This window comes from Pseudomonas sp. USHLN015, from assembly GCF_037153275.1.
GTDB classification, from domain to species: Bacteria; Pseudomonadota; Gammaproteobacteria; order Pseudomonadales; family Pseudomonadaceae; genus Metapseudomonas; species Metapseudomonas tohonis.
The window spans coordinates 148237-173267 of the sequence record NZ_JBBCKP010000004.1; the positions used below are offsets into that span (position 1 = coordinate 148237).

A 25031-nucleotide genomic window follows, 5' to 3' on the forward strand; every position below is an offset into this window, starting at 1 on the left:
GGGACCGCGACCCGTGCAAGGAGCGCGTGATTGTCCCTTTCATCTTCCGGGCACGACGACAAGAGCCTCGGTCGCCTGCTGCTGGAGCTGTGCGTCCAGCTCGCGCTGACCCTCCTGCCCATCGTCCTCTGCGCCATGCTGCCCCTGCCGCTGTCGGCGGCCCTGGTGCTGCTGCACGTTCTCGCCCTGGGCCTGGCGGCATACACCGGGCGCGAGGCGCTGGCCCGGCGCATCAGTCCGCAACTGTCCTGCGCCATGATCGGCTTCGGCATCGGTGTGGGGCGGCTGCTGCCCGGCTACTGGGGCATCTTCGCCGGCATCGTCGCGGTCTTCCTGGGCCTTGCCGCAGTGGCGGCATGGGAGCGTCGCCTGGGCCTTGCCGAGCCCGGGCCGGGCGCTAACGCCTGGGGCAGCAGCGGCCCGCTGCTGACGCCCGAAGGCGAACCCGTGCGCAGCTTCAACTGGGGCGAAATCGCCATGGGCGGGCCCGCCTGGTGCGACCACCTGCTGCCCGACGGCGTGGTGCTGGAGGGGCTGGGCAGCTCGCTGTGCTTCTCCAGCGACGGCCGCTACCTGGCCGCGCCCATTCCTTCCCGGGGCGAGTGGGGCCTGGCGATCTTCGACCGCCAGCTGCGCCGCCTGCATCACTGCACCAACGGACCGCAGTTCTGGGAGCTGGATGCCTTCGATGGCGAGGTGCTGCGCGGTCGCCACAGCCCACTGGTGTCCAACCAGGCCGTCGCGGCGCGCCTCGACACCTTGCTGGCCGATGCCCGCAGCGAAGACTTCATCGCGGTGGGCGATCTCTGGCTCAGCCCGGAGAGGGCCGCACACCTGCCCGCCGCGCGCGAGTTCACAGCCCCGACGGGCAGCTACCGCCTGCGTGGCGCCCCCCACCTGCCAGGCACCCTGCGCGAGCTGGACAACCCCCTCGCGCCCCTGGCCAACCCCGCCTGCGAACTGGTGCTCGACGACGAGCCCAGCGGCCTGTTGCTGGCCGACGGTGAAGCGGTCATCTGGCGGCAGGATGGCAAGGCGCTGGTATGCCGCGCGCGTCCCGTCGCCGAGCTGGAACGGGGCTGGAGCAACGACTGCTGGTTGTGGGAGGAGGGGGGCGGCTGGCGTCAGCTGGAGGAGCCCTGGCAGGCGCTGGAGGGCGAGCCGCGCCTCAATCTGGGCGCACCGCTGCGTATCGACGGGCGGCAGCTGTGGCGCGCCGCCTATCTCGACTTCGCCGGCACCGACCATCTTGGCTTCGGTTACGGCCTCTACAGCATCCACAGCGACAGCGAGACCCTGGCCGGCCTCGACGAGCAGGGCCGTGCCCTGGCCGGCGAGCACCGGCTGACGCAACTCAGCCTCGGCGTATCGCTGGACGGCGCGGGGCGCACTGGCGCCAGCCTGAAGCTGCAGGCCCTGGCCAATGGCGTGGAGCCCCACCTGGACTGGTTGCGCGACGGCGCGGACGGCCGCCAGGGCGCCTTCGCCTGCCGCATCGGTGACTGGCGGCTCGACGGTGAATGGTGCCTGGACCACCGCGTTTCCGACTGCGGCCGCTACCTGGCCCTGGTGGCGTTCGCCGAGGCTCCGGCCGTGCCCCATCGCCTGGTGGTGGCCGATATTCGCGAGCGCCGCCTGCGGGTGCTGGAGCAACCCTTGCTGATCGCCCGGCTGCATGACTTCCAAGAGGGTGTCGTCAGCCTCGCCCATGTCCTCGGGCGCCTGCCCGAAGGGCACGAATCCGGCCCCCTGCAGCGCTTCACCGAGGCGGCCCCGGACGCACAGCGGGCCGCCACCTTCATGGCCGCTGGTGGCGAGCGCCTCTATTACGAGGTGGCGCGGGTGGCAGTCGACCTCGACGCGCTGCGCCTGTTGCCGGCCTGGCGCCTGGCCGAGTGCCCGCCGGTTGCCAACGCGCAGGGGGATTTCGTCCTGCCTGCGCCTGGCGGCGGGGATGCCGCCTGGCTGTTCGGCTGTGAAAGCCGCTTCGCCGACAGCTACCTGCGTGAGCAGGAGCCCCGCCTGGGCGGTTGCCTGCTCACGGCCTCCGGCTGCGCGATCGCCGACCTGGGCCCGGCGATGATCTGGTCGGCCGATGGCCGCTTCCTGGCGCTGACCCGCTTCGGCGAGCACCACGACCCAAGGGCCGGCAGCCATCCGCTCTGGCACCTGCTGGTGCTGGATACTCACGAACACCGCCTGTATCGCTGCGCCGATCCCATCGGCCTTATGCCGCGCTTCGAAGGCTTCGATGGCGCGGGCCTGCGCATGCGCATCCATGCCTACGCCCATGAGGTGGAAGACGATGTCGGCGAGCCGCGTCGTTTCAGCCTCGATGAGCTGCTGGCGCTGCGTGCGGAACCGCTGCGCCGCGAAGGGGCCCTCTGGCTGCCCGATGCGGAGCGGGAGCGCATCGACCTCTGGCAGCACCTGGATTCCACCCACCTCGCCCCCTGGAGAGCCCCATGACCGACAGCCCTTCCGCCATCTTCTCTTTGCTCAGCTCCGTCGGCCTGCTGCCACTCGTCGTGGTCTGGCTGCTCGGCTGCGCCATGGCCGCGCGCTTCTGGCGTGCCCAGCCCCGCGCCGCCGGCCTGTGCCTGGCCAGCATGCTGATCCTGCTGGTATGGCAGGGCATGACCATCGGCCTGCACGCGCTGATCCCGATCCTGGCCTTCGATATCTGGCCCGATGCGGAGCCCATGTACTTCTACGCGGCCATCAACCTGCTCGGCAGCCTGGTCCACACCCTGGCCTTCGGCCTGCTGATCTGGGCGGTGTTCACCGGCCGGGAAGGGGTGTAAAGCGTTGGCAAGTTCCGAATTACGGGGTTGCCAGGGCGGGATCGAGGGGCGAGCATGGCCCCTCATGCCTTGCCTTGCACACTGCCCATGACCCGTTTTCCCTTCTACCTGCTGTTGCTCCTGGGCCTGCTCGCCGGCTGCGAGCAGGAAGCGCCGCCACCGCAGAAACCACCCGCCAGCCCGCCTCCGGTGACCGAGGTCGCGAAGCCCGAGCCTGCCGCCCCGGCCAAGGAGGCACCTGCGGCCAAGCCGGCCAGCGAGCCCCCCAAGGTGGCGAGCGAGGCGCCCAAGCCCGTGGCCAAGGCCGACCCTAAACCCGCAGCCAAGCCAGAAACCAAGCCGAAGGCGGACGCCAAGCCCGTCGCCAAGGCAGCCCAGCCGGCCACCAGCCCAGCCGGCAATGCACGCAAGCCGGAAAAGACCGAACTGCCCAAGGCCAAACTCGACCTGCGCCTGCCCAAGCACCTGGTGGACAAACTCGAGCCCGAGATCGTGGAGGAGCGCAAGGCCGAAGAGCCCTTGCTGCCGCCGATGTTCACCGAGAAGGCGCCCACCGAAGGCCCTTTCCAGCTCAACGGCAAGCTGCTCACCAACGAGAAGGAAGACGACTACTGGCGCTCGGTGGAAGGGGCGGAACTGCAGTTCGAGTTCAAGCAGTAGCGGGGTTACCGCACTCGCCGGGTACTCCGCCGGTGGATGGAAAGAGCGCCATCCACCCTACACACCGGTTGGCACCGTGGTTCGGGTTGCGCGCGGTGCCGTAGGTTGGCGCCGAGCGCAGCGAGGCCCAACGTAGCCATGTCCGCTCTTGTGGCGGGCTCTCCCTGTGGGAGCGGCTTCAGCCGCGAAAGACCTGCAGCCGGCACAGGGCGGCGAGCCGCCGGGTACTCCATCGCGAATGAATTCGCTCCCACGAGGCGGGCGCCGGTGCTTGCTGCAAGAACGCTTGGTGGATGAACAGAGCGTCATCCACCCCGCCGGTTGGTACCGTGGTTCGGGTTGGGCGCGGTGCCGTAGGTTGGCGCTGAGCGCAGCGAGGCCCAACGCGGCCATCTCCGGTCTCGCGGCGGGCTCTCCCTGTGGGAGCGGCTTCAGCCGCGAAAGACTTGCCGCCGGTACCTGGCTACGCGTTGTCGGATGCTCCATCGCGAATGAATTCGCTCCCACGACTCGGGCCTGGCAACCGGACCCCCGCGCAAGGGCCGTTCAGAAGCGGTACTCCCCGCTCTGGATCGCCTGGTGCAGGGTGCTGTCCAGCGGGCGGAACGCGTCTTCGCCGGGCAGGCGCACGAACAGCGGCTCGCTGACCTGGTTCGGGTCGAAGCCGTTCTTCTTGAGGTCGGTCTTCTTGTACTTGAAGGTCCCGGTGGTCTCGATTTCCTCCAGCAGGCGGATGAACAGCGGCGCCGCGTAAGGCGGCAGTTCACGGTCCAGGTGGGCGGCCACGGCCTGGGCGTCGAGCTGCGAGCCGCTGCCCAGGCGCAGCGCGGCCATGCCGCAGCGACCGTTGGTCCCGGGGATCTCCACGCCATAGACCACCGCGTCCTCGACACCGCCGAAGGCGCCCAGCACGCTTTCCACCTCGGTGGTGGAGACGTTCTCGCCCTTCCAGCGGAAGGTATCGCCGAGGCGGTCGACGAACTGGGCGTGCTTGCAGCCGATGTCGCGCATCAGGTCGCCGGTGTTGAACCAGGCATCCCCCTTCTTGAACACGTCCCGCAGGATCACCGACTCGCTCTTGGCCGGGTCGGTGTAGCCGTCGAAGGGCCATTTGGCGCTGATCTCGCTGATCAGGAGGCCCGGCTCGCCCTTGCCGACCTTCTCCAGGTAGCCCTTGTGGTCGCGCACCGGACGGTCGTTTTCCAGGTCGTAGCGGACGATGGCGTAGGTGGCCGGCGAGAAGCCCACGGTGTTGTCGAAGTTGAAGACGTTGGTGAAACCGATGTTGCCCTCGCTGGAGGCATAGAACTCGGTGATGCGCTCGATGCCGAAGCGCTCCTTGAACTCGGCCCAGATGGCCGGTCGCAGGCCGTTGCCGATCATGCAGGTGAGGGTGTTGTTGCGTTCCTCCTCGCTGGGCGGCTGGTTCAGCAGGTAGCGGCACAGTTCGCCGATGTAGCCGAAGCAGGTGGCCTGGTACTGCGCGACGTCCTTCCAGAAGCTGCTGGCGGAGAACTTGCGGCGCAGGGCGATGGCGGCGCCACCGGCCAGTACCGAGGCCCAGCTCACGGTGACCGCGTTGTTGTGGTAGCAGGGCAGGGTCAGGTAGAAGACGTCGGTGTCCGTCAGCCCCAGGCCGGAGTGGCCGAAGCCGCCATAGGCCTTGATCCACTTGCCGTGGCTGAGGATCGAGGCCTTGGGCAGGCCCGTGGTGCCCGAAGTGTAGATGTAGAAGCAGGGGTCCTTGAGGCGCACCTTGGCGGTTTCCGCCGGATTGTCGGCGCTGTGCTCGCCCGCCATGCGCATCAGGTTGTGCCAGCCGCGCGGCGCCTGGCCCGGGTCGCGACGGGTGTCGGCGTCGTCGATCCAGTAGCGACGCCCGGCCGTATTGCCCAGGTCGGCCTCCACGTCCTCGAAGGCTTCGCGCAGCTCCTCGCCGACCAGGTAATGGGTGGCCTTCACCAGGGTCAGGCTGTGGGCCAGGACCTTGCCGCGCTGGGTGGTGTTGACCAGCGCGCCGATGGCGCCGAGCTTGGCCAGCGCCGCCAGCAGCGCGAGGACCTCGATGCGGTTCTCCAGCATCACCGCCACCACCTTGCCGTGGGACACGCCCTCGGACTTGAGCGCGTGCGCCAGGCGGTTGGCCCAGGCGTTGAATTCGGCGTAGGTCAGGCGCCGGGTCTCGTCGATCACCGCCGGGCGCTGGGGGAATTTCTGCGCGGCACGCTCCAGGGCCCAGCCCAGGGACAGCGACTTCTCGCGGTTGCGTATGCCGGTGTAGTACAGGCCCAGCAGCATGCGCGGCACACGTGGCAGATTGCCCGGGAGGCGGGCGAGGAAGCGGAACGGGGAAATCAGATCGGCCTGGGTCATGGCTCTCGCACTTTGTCGTTGTTGTGGGCAGGCAATGGCGCTTTCACGACTGTAGAAGCCGCTCAGGCAAAGCGGTATGACCGTGGCGCGGGGAACGCCGGGCAGATGGGCAAATAGCGACGCCCGCCCCGCGCGGAGTCCGGCACGGGGCTGGCGTGGGCCGGGCTTCAGTCGAGGAACAGGTCCGGCACCAGGCTGCCGCCCTCGGGATCGAAGCGGTAATGCTCGAAGTCGGTCTGGCCCTGTTCGCGGAGGATCTCCTCGTCCACCAGCAGGCGGCCGGTGATGCTGCGCCCGGTGCTGGAGAGGATGGCGTGGGCGGCGTCGGCCATGATCGCCGGGGTGCGCGAGCGCTTGAAGGCGTCGCGGCTGCCCAGCTCGAACTCGATGGCGGCGGTGGCGATCATGGTCTGCGGCCACAGTGAGTTGACGCTGATGCCGTACTTCTTGAACTCCTCGCTCATGCCCAGGGTGAGCATGCTCATGCCGTACTTGGTGACGGTGTAGGGGCCGTGCTGGGCGAACCACTTGGGCGCGAGGTTGAGCGGCGGGGAGAGGTTGAGGATGTGCCCGCCCGCGCTTTTCTTCAGGTAGGGCAGGGCGGCCTGGCTGCAGACCATCACCGCGCGGGTGTTGATCTGGTACAGCAGGTCGAAGCGCTTGGGCTCCAGTTGCTCGACGCCCACCAGCTTGATGGCACCGGCGTTGTTCACCAGGGCGTCGATGCCGCCGAAGTGCCCGGCCGCCTGGGCCATGGCGTCACGCACCGCGGCTTCGTCACGCACGTCCAGTTGCAGGGCCAGGGCCTTGCCGCCCGCGGCCTCGACCTCCTCGGCCACGCTGAAGATGGTCCCGGCCAGCTTGGGATGGGGCTCGGCGCTCTTGGCGGCGATGACGATGTTGGCGCCATCGGCAGCGGCGCGCAGGGCGATCTCGCGACCGATACCACGGCTCGCACCGGTGATGAACAGGGTTTTGGCAGAAAGGCTCATTGCAGTGCTCCTGAATTGTTGTTATCGGACATGAAAGCCGGAAGCCGGAAGCTAGAAGCCCGCACCAGCCTGCTCTTGTCTTCCAGCTTCAGGCTTCAAGCTTCAAGCTGCTCTTCCACTTCCACCAACACCTGGCGGCTCTTGACCTGGTCGCCGGCGGTGGCCTGGACGCGGCGGACGATGCCGTCCACCCCGGCCTTGAGCGGGTGCTCCATCTTCATCGCTTCCAGCACCACCAGCAGTTGGCCCTTGGCGACGCGATCGCCTTCGCCCACGAGGACCTCGACGATGGCGCCGTCCATGGGCGCCTTGACGGTGCCGGAGCCGGCACCGCCCTGGCCGCCGGCTGGTTCGTGGGTGATGTCCAGCAGCTCGACGCTGCCCTGGTGCCCGTGCAGCCACAGGCGCGGACCATCCTGGCGGTAGGCCAGGCGGCGACGCACGCCGTCCAGTTCCAGGGTGGCCCAGCGTCCATCGCAGGCGAGCAGGTGCAGGGCGACAGTCTGTTCGCCGACGCGGGCCCGCAGGCGCGGTTGCGGGCCGCTGGCTTCGACGTCCAGTTCCACTGCCAGCTTCTGCTCGCCATGGCGCAGGACGAAGCGCCAGGGCGCGCTGCCGGCGCTGCGCCAGCCGGCCAGGCCGGACTGGTGGGCGCAGGATTCGGCTGAGGCCTGGTAGAGCAGGGCGGCCGCAGCGGCCAGCTCGCTGGCCGGCAGCGGCTGCGGGGCGAGGCTCGGGTCGTCGGCGAAGTGCTCGCCGATGAAGGCCGTGGTGGCATGGCCGGCGGCGAACTCGGGGTGCGCCAGCAGGTTGGCGAGGAAGCGCTGGTTGCCCTTCACGCCCAGCAGCACGCAATCCTCGACGGCGCGTACCAGCTTGCGCCGGGCTTCGTCGCGGGTGGCGCCCCAGGCGATCACCTTGGCCAGCATGGGGTCGTAGAAGGGCGTCACCGCCTGGCCTTCCACCAGGCCGTGGTCGATGCGGATGCCCGGCAGGAGGGCGGGTTCCCAGCGCAGCACGTCGCCGGTCTGCGGGAGGAAGTTGCTGGCCGGGTCCTCGGCGTACAGGCGCACCTCCATGGCGTGGCCGTCGAGGCGGATGTCGTCCTGGGCCAGCGGCAGCGGCTGGCCGGCGGCGACCTGGATCTGCCAGGCCACCAGGTCGAGCCCGGTGACCAGCTCGGTGACCGGGTGCTCCACCTGCAGGCGGGTGTTCATTTCCAGGAAGTAGAAGCGGCCCTCGGCGTCGAGGAGGAATTCCACTGTGCCGGCGCCGGTGTAGTTGACCGAGGCCGCGGCCTTGACCGCAGCCTCGCCCATGGCGCGGCGCAGTTCCGGGGTCATCACCGGGCAGGGCGCTTCCTCCACCACCTTCTGGTGGCGGCGCTGCACCGAGCAGTCGCGCTCGCCCAGGTAGAGGAGTGTGCCCTGCTGGTCGCCGAACACCTGGATCTCCACGTGGCGCGGGCGGATCACCGCGCGTTCGAGGATCAGCTCGCCGGAGCCGAAGGCGTTCTGCGCTTCGGAGCGCGCGGTGCGGATCTGCGCGGCCAGCTCGCCGGCTTCGTGCACCAGGCGCATGCCGCGACCGCCGCCGCCTGCGCTGGCCTTGATCATCAGCGGGTAGCCGATGCGCTCGGCCTCGCGGGCGAGGGTCGCGTCGTCCTGCTCGGCGCCCTCGTAGCCGGGGATGCAGGGCACGCCGGCCTCGAGCATGGCGATCTTCGACAGGCGCTTGCTGCCCATCAGGTGGATGGCTTCGACGCTGGGGCCGATGAAGACGATGCCGGCGGCCTCGCAGGCGCGGGCGAACTCGGCGTTCTCGGAAAGGAAGCCGTAGCCGGGGTGCACGGCGTCGGCGCCGGTGCGCCGGGCGGCATCGATGATCGCCTCGACCTTGAGGTAGGACTGCGCCACCTGGGCCGGGCCGATGCACACCGCCTCGTCGGCGAGCTGCACGTGGCGGGCGTCGCGGTCGGCTTCGCTGTACACCGCCACGGTGCGGTAGCCGAGCGCTTGCGCGGTGCGCATCACCCGGCAGGCGATCTCGCCCCGGTTGGCGATCAGGATCTTGTTGAATGCGGGCATCTTCGTGCTCCTGCTGGGGGACCGGAGGGCATCCGGGGCCCGGACTGTGTGCGTTCGGTGTTGCGGTGGATGTGAAGAGCGACATCCACCTGCGGGTGCCACGGTGTTGCATGGGGTGGATCGCGCTTTATCGATCCACCACTGGTGTTCACTGGGCCCAGGTCGGTTTGCGCTTCTGCACGAAGGCCATGGTCCCTTCGGCGCCTTCGGCTCCGGTCACGGCGTCGGCGAACCAGGCGGCGGCGTCGTCCAGCAACGGGCCCAGCTCGCGTTCCTCGGTGGCCAGCAGCAGTGCCTTGGTCCGTGCGTTGGCGCCGGGGGCGCAGCGGCGCACCTGCTCCAGGGTGGCGCCGAGGCGTGCGTCGACGGCGGCGTCTTCGGCCTCGGCGAAGTGCACCAGGCCCAGGCGCAGCGCCTCGTTGCCGTCGAAGCGCGCGGCGGTGAGGGCCAGGCGTCGGGCCTGGGTCAGGCCGATGCGCTTGACCACGAAGGGGGCGATCTGTGCGGGCAGGATGCCCAGGCCGGTTTCCGGCAGGCCGAATTGCGCGCCCTGGTGGGCGATGGCGATGTCGGAGATGCAGGCGAGGCCGAAGCCACCGCCGAGCACGGCGCCTTCCAGCACGGCGATCACCACCTGCGGGGCGGCCTGGGCCTCCTCCAGCAGGCTGCCGAAGGCACGGTTCAGCTCGCGGTAGGCGTCGGCACCGGCGGCGCGCGCCGAGGCCATGTCCTTGATGTCGCCGCCGGCGCAGAAGTGCCCATCGGCGCCACGCAGCACCAGGGCGCGGACGTCACCGCCCTGGCGCACGGCGGCCAGCACGGCGCGCAGTTCGCCGACCATGGCCAGGCTCATGGCGTTGCGCGCGTCCGGGCGGTTGAGGGTGACGTGGAGCACGCCGCCCGCCTGCTCCAGCAGCAGGGTTTCGCAGGCGGGCAGGCTCATTTCTTCTTACCGGGCAGGATGCCCATCAGCTTGCTGATGATGCCCAGCATGATCTCGTCGGCGCCGCCGCCGATGGAGACCAGGCGCGTGTCGCGGTAGGCGCGGGAGATGTGGTTGTCCCACATGAAGCCCATGCCGCCCCAGTACTGCAGGCAGGAGTCGGTGACTTCGCGGCCCAGGCGCCCGGCCTTGAGCTTGGCCATGGAGGCGAGGCGGGTGACGTCCTTGCCCTTCACGTACATTTCGGTGGCCTGGTAGACCAGGGCGCGCAGGCATTCCACCTCGGTCATCATCTCGGCCATGCGGAAGTGGATGACCTGGTTGTCGATCAGCGCGTTGCCGAAGGTCTTGCGCTCCTTGCAGTACTCGATGGTGGCGTCGATGCAGTGCTCCAGGCCCTTGATCATGTTGGCCGCGCCGAACAGGCGCTCTTCCTGGAACTGCAGCATCTGCATCATGAAGCCGGCGCCTTCGTGGCCGATGCGGTTGCGCTGCGGCACGCGGACGTTGTCGAAGAACACCTGGGCGGTCTCCGAGCTGCGCATGCCGAGCTTGTCCAGGTGCGGGCTGACGCTGATGCCGGGGGTGTTCATCGGCACCATGATCAGCGACTTGTTGACGTGGGGCTTGTCGTCGGAGGTGTTGGCCAGCAGGCAGATGAAGTCGGCGGACGGGGAGTTGGTGATCCACATCTTGCTGCCGTTGATCACGTAGTCGTCGCCGTCCTTGCGGGCGCTGGTCTTGAGGCCCGCGACGTCGGAGCCGGCGCCCACTTCGGAGACGCCGATGCAGCCGACCATCTCGCCGGCGATGGCCGGGCGCAGGAACTCCTCGCGCAGCTCGTCGGAGCCGAAGCGCGCCAGGGCCGGGGTGCACATGTCGGTCTGCACGCCGATGGACATGGGGATGCCGCCGCAATGGATGGTGCCGAACTCTTCGGCGGCGACGATGGAGTAGCTGTAGTCCAGGCCCATGCCGCCGAATTTCTCCGGCTTGGAGATGCCCAGGAGACCCAGCTCGCCGGCCTTCCTGAAGATGTCGTGGATGGGGAAGCGACCGTCTTTCTCCCACTGGTCGACGTGCGGGTTGATTTCCTTGTCGACGAAGTTGCGGACGGTACGGCGAAGCTCTTCGTGTTCCTGGGTAAAGATCATCCTGTCGTTCTCCTCTTGGGGTGCGTCGTGCGCACCGTGATCGTTCGGTTCAGAAACGGGCGACGCCGAAACTGTTGGCTTTCAGCGGTCGCCGCTGGGCTTCCGCGCAGATGTCCAGCAGGTAGCCCAGCAACTGGCGGCTGTCGCGGGGGTCGATCAGGCCGTCGTCCCACAGGCTGGCGGTGCCGTAGAGCGCGGTGGACTGGCTGTCGAGCTTCTGCGCGGTGACCTGTTCGAGCATGTCGAGCATCTTCGGGTCGGCTTCCTTGCCCTCCTTGGCGTGCTTCTCCTCGGTGACGATGCGCAGCACCTTGCCGGCCTGGGCGCCGCCCATCACGGCGGTGCGGCTGTTGGGCCAGGCGAAGATGAAGCGCGGGTCCAGCCCGCGGCCGCACATGGCGTAGTTGCCGGCGCCGTAGGAGCCGCCCACCACCAGGGTGAGCTTGGGCACGGTGGCGTTGGCCACCGCCTGGATCATCTTCGAGCCGTGCTTGATCACCCCCAGCTGTTCCGACTCGGTGCCGACCATGAAGCCGGTGGTGTTGTGCAGGAACAGGATGGGCGTGTTGCTCTGCTCGCAAAGCTGGATGAACTGCGCCGCCTTGGCTGCACCGCGGGGGGTGATCGGGCCGTTGTTGCCGATCAGGCCGCAGGGCTGGCCCTCGATGCGCAGGTGGCCGCAGACGGTCTGGCTGTCGAACTCGTTCTTGAAGTCGAGGAATTCCGAGCCGTCGGCGATGCGCGCGACGATCTCGCGCACGTCGTAGGGCTTCTTCGGGTCGGCCGGCACCAGGCCCAGCAGGTCGCTGGCCGGGTACAGCGGCTCGCGCCACTGGTGCTGCTCGCGCGGCGGCAGCTGGGCGTTCCACGGCAGCATGGCGAGGATGTCGCGGGCGATGCGCAGGGCGTCGGCGTCGTTCTCCGCCAGGTACTCGGCGGTGCCGGCGACCTGGGCGTGCATCTCGGCACCGCCCAGCTCCTCGTCCGTGGCCACCTCGCCGGTGGCGGCTTTCAGCAGCGGCGGGCCGGCGAGGAACATCTTGGCCTTGCCGCGCACCACCACCACATAGTCCGACAGCCCCGGCTGGTAGGCCCCGCCGGCGGTGCTGGAGCCGTGCACCACGGTGATCTGCGGCAGGCCCATGGCGGACATGCGCGCCTGGTTGGCGAAGCCGCGCGCGCCCTCGACGAAGATGTCCGCCGCGTAGTTGAGGTTGGCGCCGCCGCTCTCGGTCAGGGCGATCACCGGCAGCTTGTTCTCGAAGGCGATCTGCTGCAGGCGCAGGGTCTTCTTCAGGCCGGTGGGGGAGATGGTGCCGCCCTTGATGGCGCTGTTGCTGGCGGTGACCAGGCAGCGCACGCCGGCCACATAGCCGATGCCGGCGATGATGCCGCCGCCGGCCTGGGTGCCGTCCTTGTCGTCGTGCAGCTTGTAGCCGGCCAGCGAGGAGAGCTCGAGGAAGGGCGCGCCCGGGTCCAGCAGCAGGTTGAGGCGCTCGCGGGGCAGCAGCTGGCCACGCTTCTCGAACTTGGGCTTGGCCTCGAAGGCCTTGTCCAGGACCTTGCGCTCGACATCGCGGAAGCTGTCGATGGCGGCGAGCATGGCCTCGCGGTTGCGGGCGAATTCCTCGCCCTGGGTGTCCAGTTCGGAGTGGATGACGGCCATGGCTTACTCCTCGTCCTTGAACACGGCGGGCATATAGGCCCGGTGGAAACCGTTGTAGGACTCGCTGGCGCGGGCCTTGCCCAGGGTCCAGGCGCGGGTGCCCTGGCTGGCGGCGCCGTCGATGCGGATGGTGTTGCCGCTGATGAAGTTGGCTCCGGGGGAGAGCAGGAAGACGATGGCGGCCGCCACCTCGGACTCGGTGCCGATGCGCTGCAGCGGGACGTGGTCCTTGAGGGAGCGGATCATCGATTTCATGGATTCGGGGTAGGTGTCCATGCCGCTGGAGGCGATCCAGCCCGGCGCCACGGCGTTGACCCGCACCCCGGCGTGGCCCCACTCGTAGGCGGCGGTCTTGGTGAAGTTCTCCATGCCGGCGCGGGCGGCGCCGGAGTGGCCCATGCCGGGCATGCCGCCCCACATGTCGGCGAGCATGTTGACGATGCTGCCGCCGGTCTTGCTCATGCTCTGCAGGAAGACCTCCTTGGCCACCAGGAAGCCGCCCACGAGGTTGGTGCGCACCACGGTCTCGAAGCCCTTCTGGTTGATGCCGATGAGCGGCGCGGGGAACTGGCCGCCGGCGTTGTTGACCAGGTGGTGGATGGGGCCGCGCTCGGCCACCACGGCCTTGACCATGGCCTTGACCGCTTCTTCGTCGCGGATGTCGCAGGCCTGCCAGCTGGCGCTGCCGCCGTCCTCGATGATCTCGCCGGCGGTGGCTTCGAGTTTTTCCGCCTTGCGCCCCACCAGCACCACGTGGGCGCCCAGGTGGGCGAGCTCGTGGGCCACGCAGCGGCCGATGCCGCTGCCGCCGCCGGTGACGAGTATCGTCTGGCCGCTGAACAGGCCGGGTTTGAACACGGAATCGTAGGCCATCGCGTGCTTATCCTTTCAGGCTGTCGGCCAGGGCGCGGGGCACCGGGACCGGGAATTCGAGCAGTTGCTGGGCGAAGGCCTTGCCTTGCGGGTCGATGCGCAGGCTGGCGACGCCACCACCGCCCAGGGCGTTCTCCAGGAGGAAGTTGAGGCTGTGGCTGCCAGGCAGGTACCAGCGCGCCACGCGGCCGATCTGCGGGTCGAGCACATGGCCCATCCAGTCGACCACCGCCTCGGGGGTCAGCGCCTCGGCGATCCAGGGCAGGTAGTCGCTCTGGCGCGCCATGACGCCGATGTTGCTGTGGTTGCCCTTGTCGCCGGAGCGCGCCACGGCCAGCTTCACCAGCGGCACGCTGGCATCCGCGGGGCCCTGGGGGGCGGGCGGGTCGAGGTCGTCGGCCAGGCTGGCGGCGTCGAAGGCCTCCAGCTCGGGCAGGGCCACGGGGTGGCGTTCGCCGGCCAGTTCCACGTCCAGGTCGCAGGCGGCCTTGTCCACCAGGAAGGAGAACAGGCGGATCACCGGGTACACGGTCGGGCGCCCGCCGACGATGCCGGTGAGGCCCGGCGCCATGCCGGTGGCGGCCTGGGCGATCTCGCGGGAGAAGAGGATCAGTGCTTCCTTCTTGGCGTGGCGCACGGCCAGCTTGACCACGATCTCGCGGCTGTCCTGCCTCTGGCCGTGCGGCCCGTAGGTGGCCTCGCTGCCGAGCAGCTCGATACTCACCTCGCGGTAGGGGCCCCAGCCGCGTGCGGCGAAGATTTCCTCGGTCTTGGCGATGATGGCGCGGCTCACGCGGTCGGCCTTCTTCACCGCGTCGATGCCGGCGATCAGGCAGCTGGCGGTGCAGCGGAAGCCGTCCGGGTGGGTGGCACTGACCTTGTACTGGTCGGTGGGCGGCAGGCCGTGGGCGCCCTCGACGCTGACGCGGTGCTCGCCGACCTGGGCCAGGCGCACCCGGGTGAAGTCGCAGACCACGTCCGGCAGCAGGTAGGCGCGGGGGTCGCCGATCTCGTAGAGCATCTGCTCGCCGACGGTGAAGGGCGTCACCAGGCCGCCGGTGCCGGCCGGCTTGGTCACGGTGAAGCGGCCATCGGCCTCGACTTCGACGATGGGGAAGCCGATGTGCTCGTAGTCGGGCACCTGCTCCCAGTCGGTGAAGTTGCCACCGGTGCACTGGGCGCCGCACTCGATGATGTGGCCGGCGAGGGCGGCCTGGGCCAGGCGGTCGTAGTCGTTCCAGCTCCACTTGAATTCATGCACCAGAGCGGCACTGACCACCGCGCTGTCCACCACCCGGCCGGTGATGACGATGTCGGCGCCTTGCTCCAGCGCGGCGACGATCCCCGGCGCACCGAGGTAGGCGTTGACCGAGACGCACATGGGCGGCAGCGGCGCGCCGCTGAACATCTCGGTGACGCTGGCCTTGGCCAGGGCGGGGAGCTTGGGTTGCAGGTTGTCGCCATGCAGCACGGCGATCTTCAGGGCCACGCCGGCCTTTTCGCAGGCCGCGGCGAGGGCGGCGGCGCAGGCCTGGGGATTGACCCCGCCGGCGTTGCTGATCACCCGGATGCGTTTCTCGGCGATGGCCGGCAGCAGCGGCGCCAGGACCTCGACGAAGTCGGTGGCATAGCCCTCGTCGGGCTTCTTCATGCGAGCGCCGGCGAGGATCGACATGGTGATCTCCGCCAGGTAGTCGAATACCAGGTAATCCAGCGGCGCACCGTTCACCAGTTGTGCGGCTGCGGTGGAGGTATCGCCCCAGAAGGCGGAGGCGCAACCGATGCGTACGGTTCTAGTCATTGTTCGGGCCCGTATCACTCGAAGGAGGTGTTGGCGACATTACCAAGCAAGCGCTTGGTTGAAAAGTGTGCCAGAGCAGTTTTTTACCCAAGCGCTTGCTTGGGCGGCGGGTGCAGCATAGATTTCACGAATCTAGACAGAGACTTGCGCCCCATTCTTAAGTTGGATGGGCAAGCGCCGTGCAGCCGAGGTAGTGGGGATAGATGAGCCTGGACGACCAAAAAGCCCAAGAAGTTATGCGCGAACTGGTGGCCACCGGCCAGGTGACCGACCCCGATAGCGCCCGCGGCAAGTTGCTGCAGACCGCCGCTCACCTGTTCCGCAGCAAGGGCTATGAACGCACCACGGTGCGCGACCTGGCCGGCGCCGTGGGTATCCAGTCGGGCAGCATCTTCCATCACTTCAAGAGCAAGGACGAAATCCTCCGTTCGGTGATGGAGGAAACCATCCTCTACAACACCGCGCTGATGAAGGCCTCCCTGGCCGATGCGACCAACCTGCGCGAACGGGTACTGGCGCTGATCCGCTGCGAGTTGCAATCGATCATGGGCGGCACCGGCGAGGCGATGGCGGTGCTGGTCTACGAGTGGCGCTCGCTGTCGGAGGAGGGCCAGCGCTACATCCTCGAGCTGCGCGATGCCTATGAGCTGCTCTGGCTCGAGGTGCTGGGCGAGGCCAAGGCCCAGGGCTACTTCAATGCCGATCCCTTCATCCTGCGGCGCTTCCTAACCGGCGCGCTGTCCTGGACCACCACCTGGTTCCGCCCCGAGGGGGCGATGTCCCTCGACCAGCTCTGCGAGGAAGCCTTGTCGCTGGTTATCAAGGAAGTCTGAAGGCCCTTGAGCTAGTCTTGCCAGCGTGCGGGTTTCCTCTTCTTCGGGGCTTCGATGTCTGCCGTTCGGCTTGTTTTTTCGGGTTTTCTGCTGCTTGCGTTGTGCCTTTCCTGCACCAGCGCGTCAGCGGCTCGGCCCCGGGAAATACTGGTCGGCGGCTACCATTTCCCGCCTTACCTGATAAAGCCCGAAGAGCAGGGGCAGGGCCTGGTTCCCGACCTGGTGGCGCAGCTCAACCGGCTCCAGGGGCGTTTCCACTTCAGTATCGTGCCCACTTCGGCCGCGCGCCGTTACCGCGACCTGGAGCAGGGCCGCTATGACCTGATGCTGTTCGAGGACCCGGATTGGGGCTGGAGCGGCGTGCGCTACGAAGGCGTCGACATGCGCACCTCCGACGCCGAGGTCTACGTCGCACGCAAGCAGGCCGGGCGCGGGCAGGATTTTTTCGACCAACTGGCCGGCAAGCGCCTGGCGCTCTACAACGGGTATCACTACGGTTTCGCCGGCTTCAATGCCGACCCCGAATACCTCTTCAAACGCTTCTCCGCCACGCTGACCTACTCCCATGACAGCAATCTGCTAATGGTTTTGCACGGTCGTGCCGATATAGCCGTGGTCACGCGCTCGTTCCTGGATCTGTTGTTCGCCAGGGAGCCGGCGCTGCGCGACAACCTGCTGGTTTCCCGTCGGATCGATCAGGAATACCATCTGTACGCGATGCTGCGTCCGGATGCGCCGATCACCCGCGATGAGCTGGCCGATTTGCTCCAGAACCTGCAGGACGACGAGGCATTCCAACGGCTGCTGGCCAAGTACCAGCTGACGTTCAAGAAAAACGACCGACGATGAACGAGCGGCGCGAATATCGGGGACACCATGGCTTTTGCATCAGCCTGCCAGGCAGGCCTTCGCTACGGATCGGCGAGATGGGGATATATGGATTCTTTCCGCCATGCACTGCTGGCCGTGCTGTTTGTGGCCGCCTGCGGCAGCGCCCAGGCGGCCGACCTGGTGCGGGTCGGCGGTGCGCACTTTCCCCCCTATGTGATCAAGCCCGAGTCCGCCGAGGCCACCGGCCTGCTGCCGGAGTTGCTGGCGGCGCTCAACCGCGAACAGGACGAGTTCGAGTTCGTCATGCTGCCGACGGCCATCCCCCGCCGCTTTCGTGACTTCCAGGCCGGTCGCATCGACATGGCGGTGTTCGAGAACCCCGACTGGGGCTGGCAGGACATCCCCGGGTCGCGCATCGACATGGGCCTGGAGGATGCGGAGGTGTTCGTCGCCCAACGACGGGGCTCCCGTGACCAGGAGTACTTCCGCACCCTGGCGGACAAGCGCCTGGCGCTCTACAGCGGCTATCACTACGGCTTCGCCGGCTTCGACGCCGACCCCGAGTACCTGACCCGCGAATTCAACGCACTGATGACCTATTCCCATGACAGCAACCTGCTGATGGTGCTGCGGGGCAGGGCGGACATCGCCCTGGTCACTCGTTCCTATCTGGGCATGTACCTGGAGAAGAACGCCGATCAGGCCGGGCAGTTCCTGGTGTCCACCCGTGTCGACCAGCATTACCGTCACTACGCACTGCTGCGCCCCGGCGCGCCGATCAGCCCCGAACGCTTCACTGCGCTGCTGGAGCAATTGCGGGCCAAGGGCGACCTGGAACGCATCTTCGGGCGCTACCAGATCCAGGTCAGCCCAGCTTCACTGGATAGCTCAGCATTGCCAGGTGGCAGAGATTGACCGCCAGGTGCAGCGCGATCGCCACCCCCAGTCGCCCGCTGAAGTGGAAGGCCAGCCCGTAACCCAGGCCTGCCACGGCCGCCACGGCGGCGAACAGCGGGCTGAACGGCAGGTGCACCGCGCCGAACAGCAGGGCGGTGATCGCCACCCCCGCCCACGCGCCCAGGCGTGACACCAGCGCGCTCTGCAGCAGAGCGCGGAACAGCAGCTCCTCCGCCAGCACCACCGCCAGCAGGTTGACCGGCAGCCAGCGCCACACCAGCTCCGGCCATTTCGGCATCCAGTCCACCAGGCCAAGCCCCATGGCCAGCACCGGCACCGCCAGCAGCGTGGCCACCGCTGTCAGCGCCGTGGCGCGCCAGCGGGCGACCATCACCTGCGGCGGGCGGCCCAGCCACCAGGCCAGCAGCGTCATGCCCACCAGCGTCTTGTCCCAGGACAGGCGCAGTGCATAGAGCGGCGCGTCGGCACTGAGGCGCAGCGGCTCGGCCAGCGGCAAGGGCGAGAACCCGGGGACCAGGTGCGCGGCGAAGGCGATGCTGCCCAGCAGGGTGACGGGGAACCACAGGCGCGCCGGGATTTTCGGCGCGGCGAGGACCCAGAAGGCATAGGCCAGCCCGCAGGCCAGGCCGGTATGGGACACCTGCCCGAAGCCATGGCCCAGGGCGAGGGTGAAGAGCGGAAGCAGGATCTGCAGATGGAGCGGCATGGCACCTCCTTGTAGCGGTGCCGCACTGTAACCGCCGGGCGGTCGGGTGTCAGCGCTCCTTGGCTTCCTTGGCATCCATCTCGGCATTGCGTTCATGGATGCGCTTGAGCTGCTCCTCGGTCAGGGGCAGTTTCTTCGCCGTATCGCGCAGCATCATCAGGCCGCCGACTATGGAGCCGATGGCGAGAATCAGGATCAGCCAGGCGTACCAGGGCATGGGAATCTCCTTCGAGGTGGGGCCGCTACTGTAATTCGAACGCGCTGCGCTTGCCGCGTTCCCTTCACATTTGCCCATGGCGAGCGGTGATCACCTGCACGGCCGATCGCGAATGAATTCGCTCCTACAAGGGTGGCGGCGCTGCGCACCGCTTGGCGACTGAAGTCGTCCCTACAGAAAGCCGCAGGACTGCGAGTTGGCGCGCATGGCACTTGTAGGCTGTGCTGCGCGCACCGGGAAAGATGGTACGCGCACCGTTCCCCCGATCGAGCGACGCGGGCCGGGCAGGCCTCAATCCAGCTGCGCTACCGGCTGCAAATTGCTGTCGTCCTTCAGGCTCACGCCCGACAACTGAAGCCGCAGCGCCTCGCGCGCCAGGTAGTCGAGCTTGATCGCCGCCAGGGCATAGGGCAGCCCCTCCGGGCGCACGTTGGAGATGCAGTTGCGCTCGCTGTCCATGCGCCCGACGCGAGGCTGGAAGGTCAGGTACAGGCCCAGGCTGTCCGGCGAGGTGAGGCCCGGCCGCTCGCCGATCAGCACCGCCACCAGCTGCGCCCGCAGCGCTTGGCCTATGCCGTCGCCGATGGCCACCCGGCCCTGCTCGGCCAGCACCACCGGGGTATTGGCCCAGTCGGTGGAAAAGCGTTCGCGGAAGGCTTCCAGCAAGGGCAGGGCGTGGCGCTGCACGGCGATGGAGGAGAGCCCGTCGGCGATCACCACCGCCAGCTCCGGTGCCGGTGCCTCGGCCAGCAGGCGGGCCTGGCAGTCATCATGCAGGCGACGGCCGCGATCCGGGCGCAGCAGGTAGGCCTGGCGATCCTCGGCGTCACTGCGCACCTGCAGGGTGCGGAAGCCGGCGGCCTTGAGCTGCGCATCGAGGGTGGCGAAATCCAGCGGGTGGTGCACCGCGTCGCGGGCCTGGGCGTGGGCCAGGCCGAAGCGCAGCACCTCGGCGGTGGGCAGGCTGGAGCCGACGCGACCGAGCGCGATGCGTGCGGAGGTGTGGGCGCGGAGTTCGTCCCAGGGGTTGTGTTGCACCAGTTTCATCAGGCGGCTCCCAATCGTGGCAGGTCCTTGAGCAGGGCGTGGCCCTTGCCGATGTCGCGCAGGCGCCCGGAGGGCTCGGTGATGGCCATGCGCAGCAGCCACTCCTCGTACTCCGGCGCGCGCTTCAGGCCCAGCACGGAACGCAGGTAGAGGGCGTCGTGGAAGGAGGTGCTCTGGTAGTTGAGCATGATGTCGTCGGCACCGGGGATGCCCATGATGAAGGTGATGCCCGCTGCCCCCAGCAGGGTCAGCAGGGTGTCCATGTCGTCCTGGTCGGCTTCGGCGTGGTTGGTGTAGCAGACGTCGCAGCCCATCGGTACGCCGAGGAGCTTGGCGCAGAAGTGGTCCTCCAGCCCGGCGCGGATGATCTGCTTGCCGTCGTAGAGGTATTCCGGGCCGATGAAGCCGACCACGGTGTTGGTCAGCAGCGGGCGGAACTCCCGGGCCACGGCATAGGCGCGCACTTCGCAGGTCTGCTGGTCGACGCCGTGGTGGCCGCCGGCGGAGAGCGCGCTGCCCTGGCCGGTCTCGAAGTACATGACGTTGTCGCCCAGGCTGCCGCGCCCCAGCGAAAGCGCCGCTTCGTGGGCTTCCCTGAGGATGGCCAGGGACACGCCGAAGCTCGAATTGGTCTTCTCGGTGCCGGCGATGGACTGGAACACCAGGTCGATGGGCGCGCCGGCCTCGATGGCCTGGATCTGCGTGGTGACGTGGGTGAGCACGCAGCTCTGCATGGGAATGGCGAAGTGCTCGCGCACCTCGTCCATCATCTGCCACAGGCGCATCAGCGTCGGCAGCGAATCACTGGCCGGGTTGATGCCCACCACCGCATCCCCCGAGCCGTAGAGCAGGCCGTCGAGCATGCTCGCGGCGATGCCGCGCACGTCGTCCGTGGGGTGGTTGGGTTGCAGGCGCACTGAGAGGTGGCCCGGCAGGCCGATGGTGTTGCGGAAGCGGGTGACCACGCGGCATTTCTTCGCCACCAGGATCAGGTCCTGGTTGCGCATCAGCTTGCTCACCGCAGCGGCCATCTCCGGGGTGATGCCCCAGCGCACGGCCTCCAGGGTGGCGGAGTCGGTGCTGTCGAGCAGCAGCCAGTCGCGCAGGTCGCCCACGGTCAGGTGGCTGATGGGGGCGAAGGCGGCGCGGTCGTGGCGGTCGATGATCAGCCGGGTGACCTCGTCCTCCTCGTAGGGGATCAGCGCCTCGTCGAGGAAGCGCTTGAGCGGCACCTCGGCCAGGGCCAGCTTGGCGGCCATGCGTTCTTCATAGGTGGCGGCGGCGACCCCCGCCAGGTAGTCGCCCGAGCGGGCGGGGCTGGCCTTGGCCAGCAGGGTCTTGAGATCGGCGAAGCGGTAGACCTGGGCGCCGACTGTGGTCTGGTAAGGCATCACGGCCTCCGGCGGTTGCAACGGGGCAGAAAAGACGAGGCCCGGCGGACCGGGCCTCGCGGGTTCAGCATAGAGGCTTTGTCAGGCGGCATCACCTGTCAGCAGCGCATCGGCCGGCGCGTTGGCGCGGTGGTGGGCGGTGAACTGGAACCAGACGAAACCGACCGCCATGAAGCCGAGGAAGATCAGGCCGATGGTGGTGTTGAACCAGGCCATGGCCACCAGGCAGACCACTGCCAGCACCAGGGCGATGGCCGGGACGACGGGGTAGCCGGGCGCGCGGAAGGTACGCTCCAGGTTCGGCTCGCTTTTGCGCAGCTTGAACAGGCTGAGCATGCTCATGATGTACATCACGATGGCGCCGAACACGCTCATGGTGATCATCGCGGCGGTCAGGCTCATGCCCTGCAGGTTGATCAGGCCGTCGCTGTAGATCGCCGCGATGCCCACCAGGCCACCGGCGATGATGGCGCGGTGTGGGGTCTGGAAGCGCGACAGTTTGGCCAGGCCACGGGGCAGGTAGCCGGCGCGGGCGAGGGCGAAGAACTGGCGGGAGTAGCCGAGGATGATGCCGTGGAAGCTCGCCACCAGGCCGAACAGGCCGATCCACACCAGCATGTGCAGCCAGCCGGAGTTCTCGCCGACCACGGCCTTCATGGCCTGGGGCAGCGGGTCGTTGATGTTCGACAGCTGGGTCCAGTCGCCCACGCCGCCGGCGAAGATCATCACGCCCATGGCCAGGCTCACCAGGGTGAGGATGCCGGCGATATAGGCCTTGGGAATGGTGCGTTTCGGGTCCTTGGCTTCCTCGGCGGCCATGGCCGCGCCCTCGATGGCGAGGAAGAACCAGATGGCGAAGGGAATGGCGGCGAAGATGCCGGAGATGGCCGCGCCACCGAATTCATTGCTGCCGGCCCAGCCATTGAGCACGAAATTGCTGAAGCTGAAGCCCGGTGCCACCACGCCCATGAACACCAGCAGCTCGGCCACCGCGAGCACGGTGACCACCAGCTCGAAGGTGGCGGCGATGCTGACGCCGAGGATGTTCAGGGTCATGAACACGAAATACGCCCCCACCGCCGCGTGCTTGGGATCGAGCCCCGGGAACTGCACGTTGAGGTAGGCGCCGATGGCCATGGCGATGGCCGGCGGGGCGAAGACGAACTCGATCAGGGTGGCGAGGCCGGCCACCAGCCCGCCTTTCTCGCCGAAGGCGCGACGGCTGTAGGCGAAGGGGCCGCCGGCGTGGGGGATGGCGGTGGTCAGCTCGGTGAAGCTGAAGATGAAGCAGGTGTACATGGCCGCGACGATCAGCGCGGTCACCAGGAACCCGAGGGTGCCCGCCACGCCCCAGCCGTAGCTCCAGCCGAAGTATTCGCCGGAAATCACCAGGCCGACGGCGATGCCCCAGAGGTGCAGGGTGCCGAGGGTCGGCTTGAGTTGCAGGGTCATAAAGCCTCCATGGATGGAATGAACGCAGACGAGGCTGTGTTTGCAGTGCCCATGCCAGGTCCCCGAATGGCGTCGCAAAGACCCGTGAAACGTCGTTTGCGGGATGCTTCGCCACCTGATCGCCGCCGTTCGTGACTCGCAATGGTGCGCAGGAGGGATGTAACCAATCGTTTCGGTGCACTGGTCTAGGCCAGTGTGACGGTTGTGTGAACGGCAGATGGCGGACCCGACCCTGTCGGGGCGAATTCATTCGCCCGCTCTTTGTGGGAGCGAATTCATTCGCGATGCTGTTCCTGCCCGTCCGTAGGATGGGTAGAGCTCTGCGAAACCCATCAACGCAGCCATGACAGGTCCCCGGCAAGCCCAGGAAAAGCACGTTCTTTACGCTTTCTTTATGCCCCGCCCCGGGTCCCCGTCTCGTCCCTTTACGGCCCTGATGCCGAGAATTCCTCCAAAGCGGCGCAGTCCGCATATCGGAGCGACAGTCATGAGCATTCTCGACGGGTTGTCCCTGGCGATGGCCACGGGGCTTTTCATCTACTTGCTGGTTGCGCTGCTGCGCGCCGAACGCAGCTAGGGGGCGTCATGCAAGTACAGGACTACGGGCTGATTCTGGCCTTCTTCGTGCTGGTGCTGGTGCCAGCGCCCTTCCTCGGCCGTTTCATCCATCGCGCGATGGAGGGTGAGCGCACCTTCCTCACGCCGCTCTTCGCCCCCGTCGAGCGCCTCTGCTACCGCATCGCCGGGGTCGACCCGCACAGCGAGCAGGACTGGAAGACCTACACCCTCGCGCTGCTGCTGTTCAACGCCGCCGGCCTGGCGCTGCTGTTCGCCATCCTCATGCTGCAGGGCATGCTGCCGCTCAATCCGCAGAAGCTGCCGGGCCTGGAGTGGACCCTGGCGTTCAACACTGCCGTGAGCTTCGTCAGCAACACCAACTGGCAGGCCTACAGCGGCGAGGCGAGCCTGAGCTATTTCAGCCAGATGGTCGGCCTGGGCGTGCAGAACTTCGTCAGCGCCGCCGTCGGCCTTTGCGTGCTGGTGGCCCTGGCGCGCGGCATCAGCCGTCGCAGCAGCGACAAGCTCGGCAACTTCTGGGTCGACCTGACCCGCGGCACGCTCTACGCGCTGCTGCCGCTGTGCCTGCTGCTGGCGCTGTTCCTGGTCTGGCAGGGCGTGCCGCAGACCTTGCTCGACTATGTCAGCGTCCACACCCTGGCCGGCACCGACCAGGTGGTCCCGCTCGGCCCGGCGGCCAGCCAGATCGCCATCAAGCAGCTCGGCACCAACGGTGGCGGCTTCTTCGGCGTCAACTCCGCGCACCCGTTCGAGAACCCCAGCGCGTGGAGCAACCTGCTGGAAGTGGCGTCGATCATCCTGATCCCCGCCGCCCTGGTGTTCACCTTCGGCCACTACGTCAAGGACCTGCGCCAGAGCCGCGCGCTGCTGGCGACCATGCTGATCCTCTTCGTCATCGGCCTGGGCGTGACCCTGTACAGCGAGTACCAGCCCAATCCGGCCCTGGCCGCGCTGCCCATCGAGCAGTCCGGTTCCCTGGAGGGCAAGGAGAGCCGCCTCGGCATCACCGCCTCGGCACTCTGGGCGGTGACCACCACGGCCGCGTCCAACGGCTCGGTGAACTCGATGCACGACAGCTTCAGCGCCATCGGCGGGATGATCCCGATGTTCAACATGATGCTTGGCGAGGTGATCTTCGGCGGCGTCGGCGCGGGCCTCTACGGCATGCTGCTGTTCGTGCTGATCGCGGTGTTCCTCGCCGGCCTCATGATCGGCCGCACTCCTGAATACCTCGGCAAGAAGCTGGAGGCCCGCGAGGTGCGCCTGCTGGTGGCGACCCTGCTGGTGATGCCGGTGGGCGTGCTGGTGTTCTGCGCCCTGGCGGTGAGCCTGCCGGGCCCGGCGGCCTCCATCACCAACCCCGGCGCCCACGGTTTCAGCCAGGCGCTGTATGCCTACACCTCGGGCACCGCCAACAACGGCTCGGCCTTCGCCGGCTTCGGCGCCAACACGCCGTTCCACAACATCATGATCGGCCTGGCCATGCTCCTCGGTCGCTTCGGCTACATCCTCCCGGTACTGGCCATCGCCGGCAGCCTGGCGGCCAAGCAGCGCGCGCCGGTGGGTGGCAACAGCTTCCCCACCCACGGCCCGCTGTTCGTCACCCTGCTGACCCTGACCATCCTCCTGGTCGGTGGCCTGACCTTCCTCCCGGCATTGGCCCTGGGGCCGATTGCCGAACACCTCGCGCTGATCGGCCTTTAA

At 68.0% G+C, this 25031-nt stretch carries 21 protein-coding genes; 8 read left to right on the plus strand and 13 right to left on the minus strand.

Annotation, left to right across the window (positions count from 1 at the left end):
* Positions 1 to 30: 30 nt before the first annotated feature.
* The 3 genes from WFQ67_RS09620 to WFQ67_RS09630 all read left to right on the plus strand — a co-directional run bounded on the left by WFQ67_RS09620 (position 31) and on the right by WFQ67_RS09630 (position 3464).
* Positions 31 to 2469 (plus strand): hypothetical protein, encoded by a 2439-nt coding sequence (locus WFQ67_RS09620; RefSeq protein WP_337056685.1) that lies wholly within the window; start codon positions 31 to 33, stop codon positions 2467 to 2469.
* A complete protein-coding gene (locus tag WFQ67_RS09625) occupies positions 2466 to 2804 on the plus strand; it encodes a hypothetical protein (protein WP_213628967.1) in 339 nt (112 codons plus the stop codon). Before WFQ67_RS09620 ends, WFQ67_RS09625 begins: the two co-directional genes overlap by 4 nt.
* 87 nt (positions 2805 to 2891) lie before the next feature.
* Positions 2892 to 3464 (plus strand): hypothetical protein, encoded by a 573-nt coding sequence (locus WFQ67_RS09630; RefSeq protein ID WP_337056686.1) that lies wholly within the window; start codon positions 2892 to 2894, stop codon positions 3462 to 3464.
* Between the two features lie 546 nt (positions 3465 to 4010).
* Here WFQ67_RS09630 and WFQ67_RS09635 read toward each other — a convergent pair.
* From WFQ67_RS09635 to WFQ67_RS09670, 8 genes are all read right to left on the minus strand, one after another.
* Entirely contained in the window at positions 4011 to 5837 is a 1827-nt protein-coding gene (locus WFQ67_RS09635; protein ID WP_337056688.1) for a long-chain-acyl-CoA synthetase, read from the minus strand.
* Positions 5838 to 6004: 167 nt separating this feature from the next.
* Positions 6005 to 6829, minus strand: a complete 825-nt coding sequence (locus WFQ67_RS09640; protein WP_173173891.1) for an SDR family oxidoreductase — start codon at positions 6827 to 6829, stop codon at positions 6005 to 6007.
* A gap of 95 nt (positions 6830 to 6924) precedes the next feature.
* The gene (gene atuF, locus WFQ67_RS09645) at positions 6925 to 8916 is read right to left on the minus strand and encodes a geranyl-CoA carboxylase subunit apha (RefSeq protein WP_337056689.1); all 1992 of its coding nucleotides are present in this window, start codon (positions 8914 to 8916) and stop codon (positions 6925 to 6927) included.
* Between the two features lie 148 nt (positions 8917 to 9064).
* Positions 9065 to 9859, minus strand: a complete 795-nt coding sequence (gene atuE, locus WFQ67_RS09650; protein WP_213628970.1) for an isohexenylglutaconyl-CoA hydratase — start codon at positions 9857 to 9859, stop codon at positions 9065 to 9067.
* Positions 9856 to 11013: a citronellyl-CoA dehydrogenase gene (atuD, locus tag WFQ67_RS09655; RefSeq protein WP_173173897.1), complete on the minus strand. Its 1158-nt coding sequence runs from the start codon at positions 11011 to 11013 to the stop codon at positions 9856 to 9858. Before atuD ends, atuE begins: the two co-directional genes overlap by 4 nt.
* A gap of 49 nt (positions 11014 to 11062) precedes the next feature.
* Complete coding sequence (gene atuC / locus WFQ67_RS09660) at positions 11063 to 12679, minus strand: geranyl-CoA carboxylase subunit beta (protein ID WP_213628971.1); 1617 nt, start codon at positions 12677 to 12679, stop codon at positions 11063 to 11065.
* A gap of 3 nt (positions 12680 to 12682) precedes the next feature.
* Entirely contained in the window at positions 12683 to 13552 is an 870-nt protein-coding gene (locus WFQ67_RS09665; protein WP_173173901.1) for an SDR family oxidoreductase, read from the minus strand.
* A 7-nt stretch (positions 13553 to 13559) separates the two neighbouring features.
* Entirely contained in the window at positions 13560 to 15353 is a 1794-nt protein-coding gene (locus WFQ67_RS09670; RefSeq protein ID WP_337056690.1) for an acyclic terpene utilization AtuA family protein, read from the minus strand.
* 209 nt (positions 15354 to 15562) lie between these two features.
* Here WFQ67_RS09670 and WFQ67_RS09675 point away from each other — a divergent pair, with 209 nt between their 5' ends.
* The 3 genes from WFQ67_RS09675 to WFQ67_RS09685 all read left to right on the plus strand — a co-directional run bounded on the left by WFQ67_RS09675 (position 15563) and on the right by WFQ67_RS09685 (position 17932).
* Positions 15563 to 16186 carry a TetR/AcrR family transcriptional regulator gene (locus WFQ67_RS09675; protein WP_337056884.1) on the plus strand — a complete coding sequence of 208 codons (624 nt, stop codon included), beginning with the start codon at positions 15563 to 15565 and terminating at the stop codon, positions 16184 to 16186.
* A 54-nt stretch (positions 16187 to 16240) separates the two neighbouring features.
* Complete coding sequence (locus WFQ67_RS09680; protein ID WP_213628974.1) at positions 16241 to 17035, plus strand: substrate-binding periplasmic protein; 795 nt, start codon at positions 16241 to 16243, stop codon at positions 17033 to 17035.
* 87 nt (positions 17036 to 17122) lie between these two features.
* Positions 17123 to 17932, plus strand: a complete 810-nt coding sequence (locus WFQ67_RS09685) for a substrate-binding periplasmic protein (protein ID WP_213628975.1) — start codon at positions 17123 to 17125, stop codon at positions 17930 to 17932.
* Here WFQ67_RS09685 and WFQ67_RS09690 read toward each other — a convergent pair.
* The 5 genes from WFQ67_RS09690 to eat form a co-directional block, all read right to left on the minus strand.
* Complete coding sequence (locus tag WFQ67_RS09690; protein WP_337056691.1) at positions 17883 to 18641, minus strand: CPBP family intramembrane glutamic endopeptidase; 759 nt, start codon at positions 18639 to 18641, stop codon at positions 17883 to 17885. The genes WFQ67_RS09685 and WFQ67_RS09690 overlap by 50 nt on opposite strands.
* Positions 18642 to 18690: 49 nt before the next feature.
* A complete protein-coding gene (locus tag WFQ67_RS09695; protein ID WP_111262384.1) occupies positions 18691 to 18858 on the minus strand; it encodes a DUF2897 family protein in 168 nt (55 codons plus the stop codon).
* Between the two features lie 291 nt (positions 18859 to 19149).
* Complete coding sequence (eutC, locus tag WFQ67_RS09700; protein WP_213628977.1) at positions 19150 to 19905, minus strand: ethanolamine ammonia-lyase subunit EutC; 756 nt, start codon at positions 19903 to 19905, stop codon at positions 19150 to 19152.
* On the minus strand, positions 19905 to 21296 hold the full coding sequence (locus tag WFQ67_RS09705; protein WP_213628978.1) for an ethanolamine ammonia-lyase subunit EutB: 1392 nt from the start codon (positions 21294 to 21296) through the stop codon (positions 19905 to 19907). Before WFQ67_RS09705 ends, eutC begins: the two co-directional genes overlap by 1 nt.
* 81 nt (positions 21297 to 21377) lie before the next feature.
* A complete protein-coding gene (eat, locus tag WFQ67_RS09710) occupies positions 21378 to 22748 on the minus strand; it encodes an ethanolamine permease (RefSeq protein WP_173173915.1) in 1371 nt (456 codons plus the stop codon).
* Between the two features lie 487 nt (positions 22749 to 23235).
* Between eat and WFQ67_RS09715 the strand changes: the two genes are divergently transcribed.
* Together WFQ67_RS09715 and kdpA are read left to right on the plus strand one after the other, a co-directional pair.
* Complete coding sequence (locus WFQ67_RS09715) at positions 23236 to 23325, plus strand: K(+)-transporting ATPase subunit F (RefSeq protein ID WP_021220384.1); 90 nt, start codon at positions 23236 to 23238, stop codon at positions 23323 to 23325.
* Between the two features lie 8 nt (positions 23326 to 23333).
* On the plus strand, positions 23334 to 25031 hold the full coding sequence (kdpA, locus tag WFQ67_RS09720) for a potassium-transporting ATPase subunit KdpA (protein WP_337056693.1): 1698 nt from the start codon (positions 23334 to 23336) through the stop codon (positions 25029 to 25031).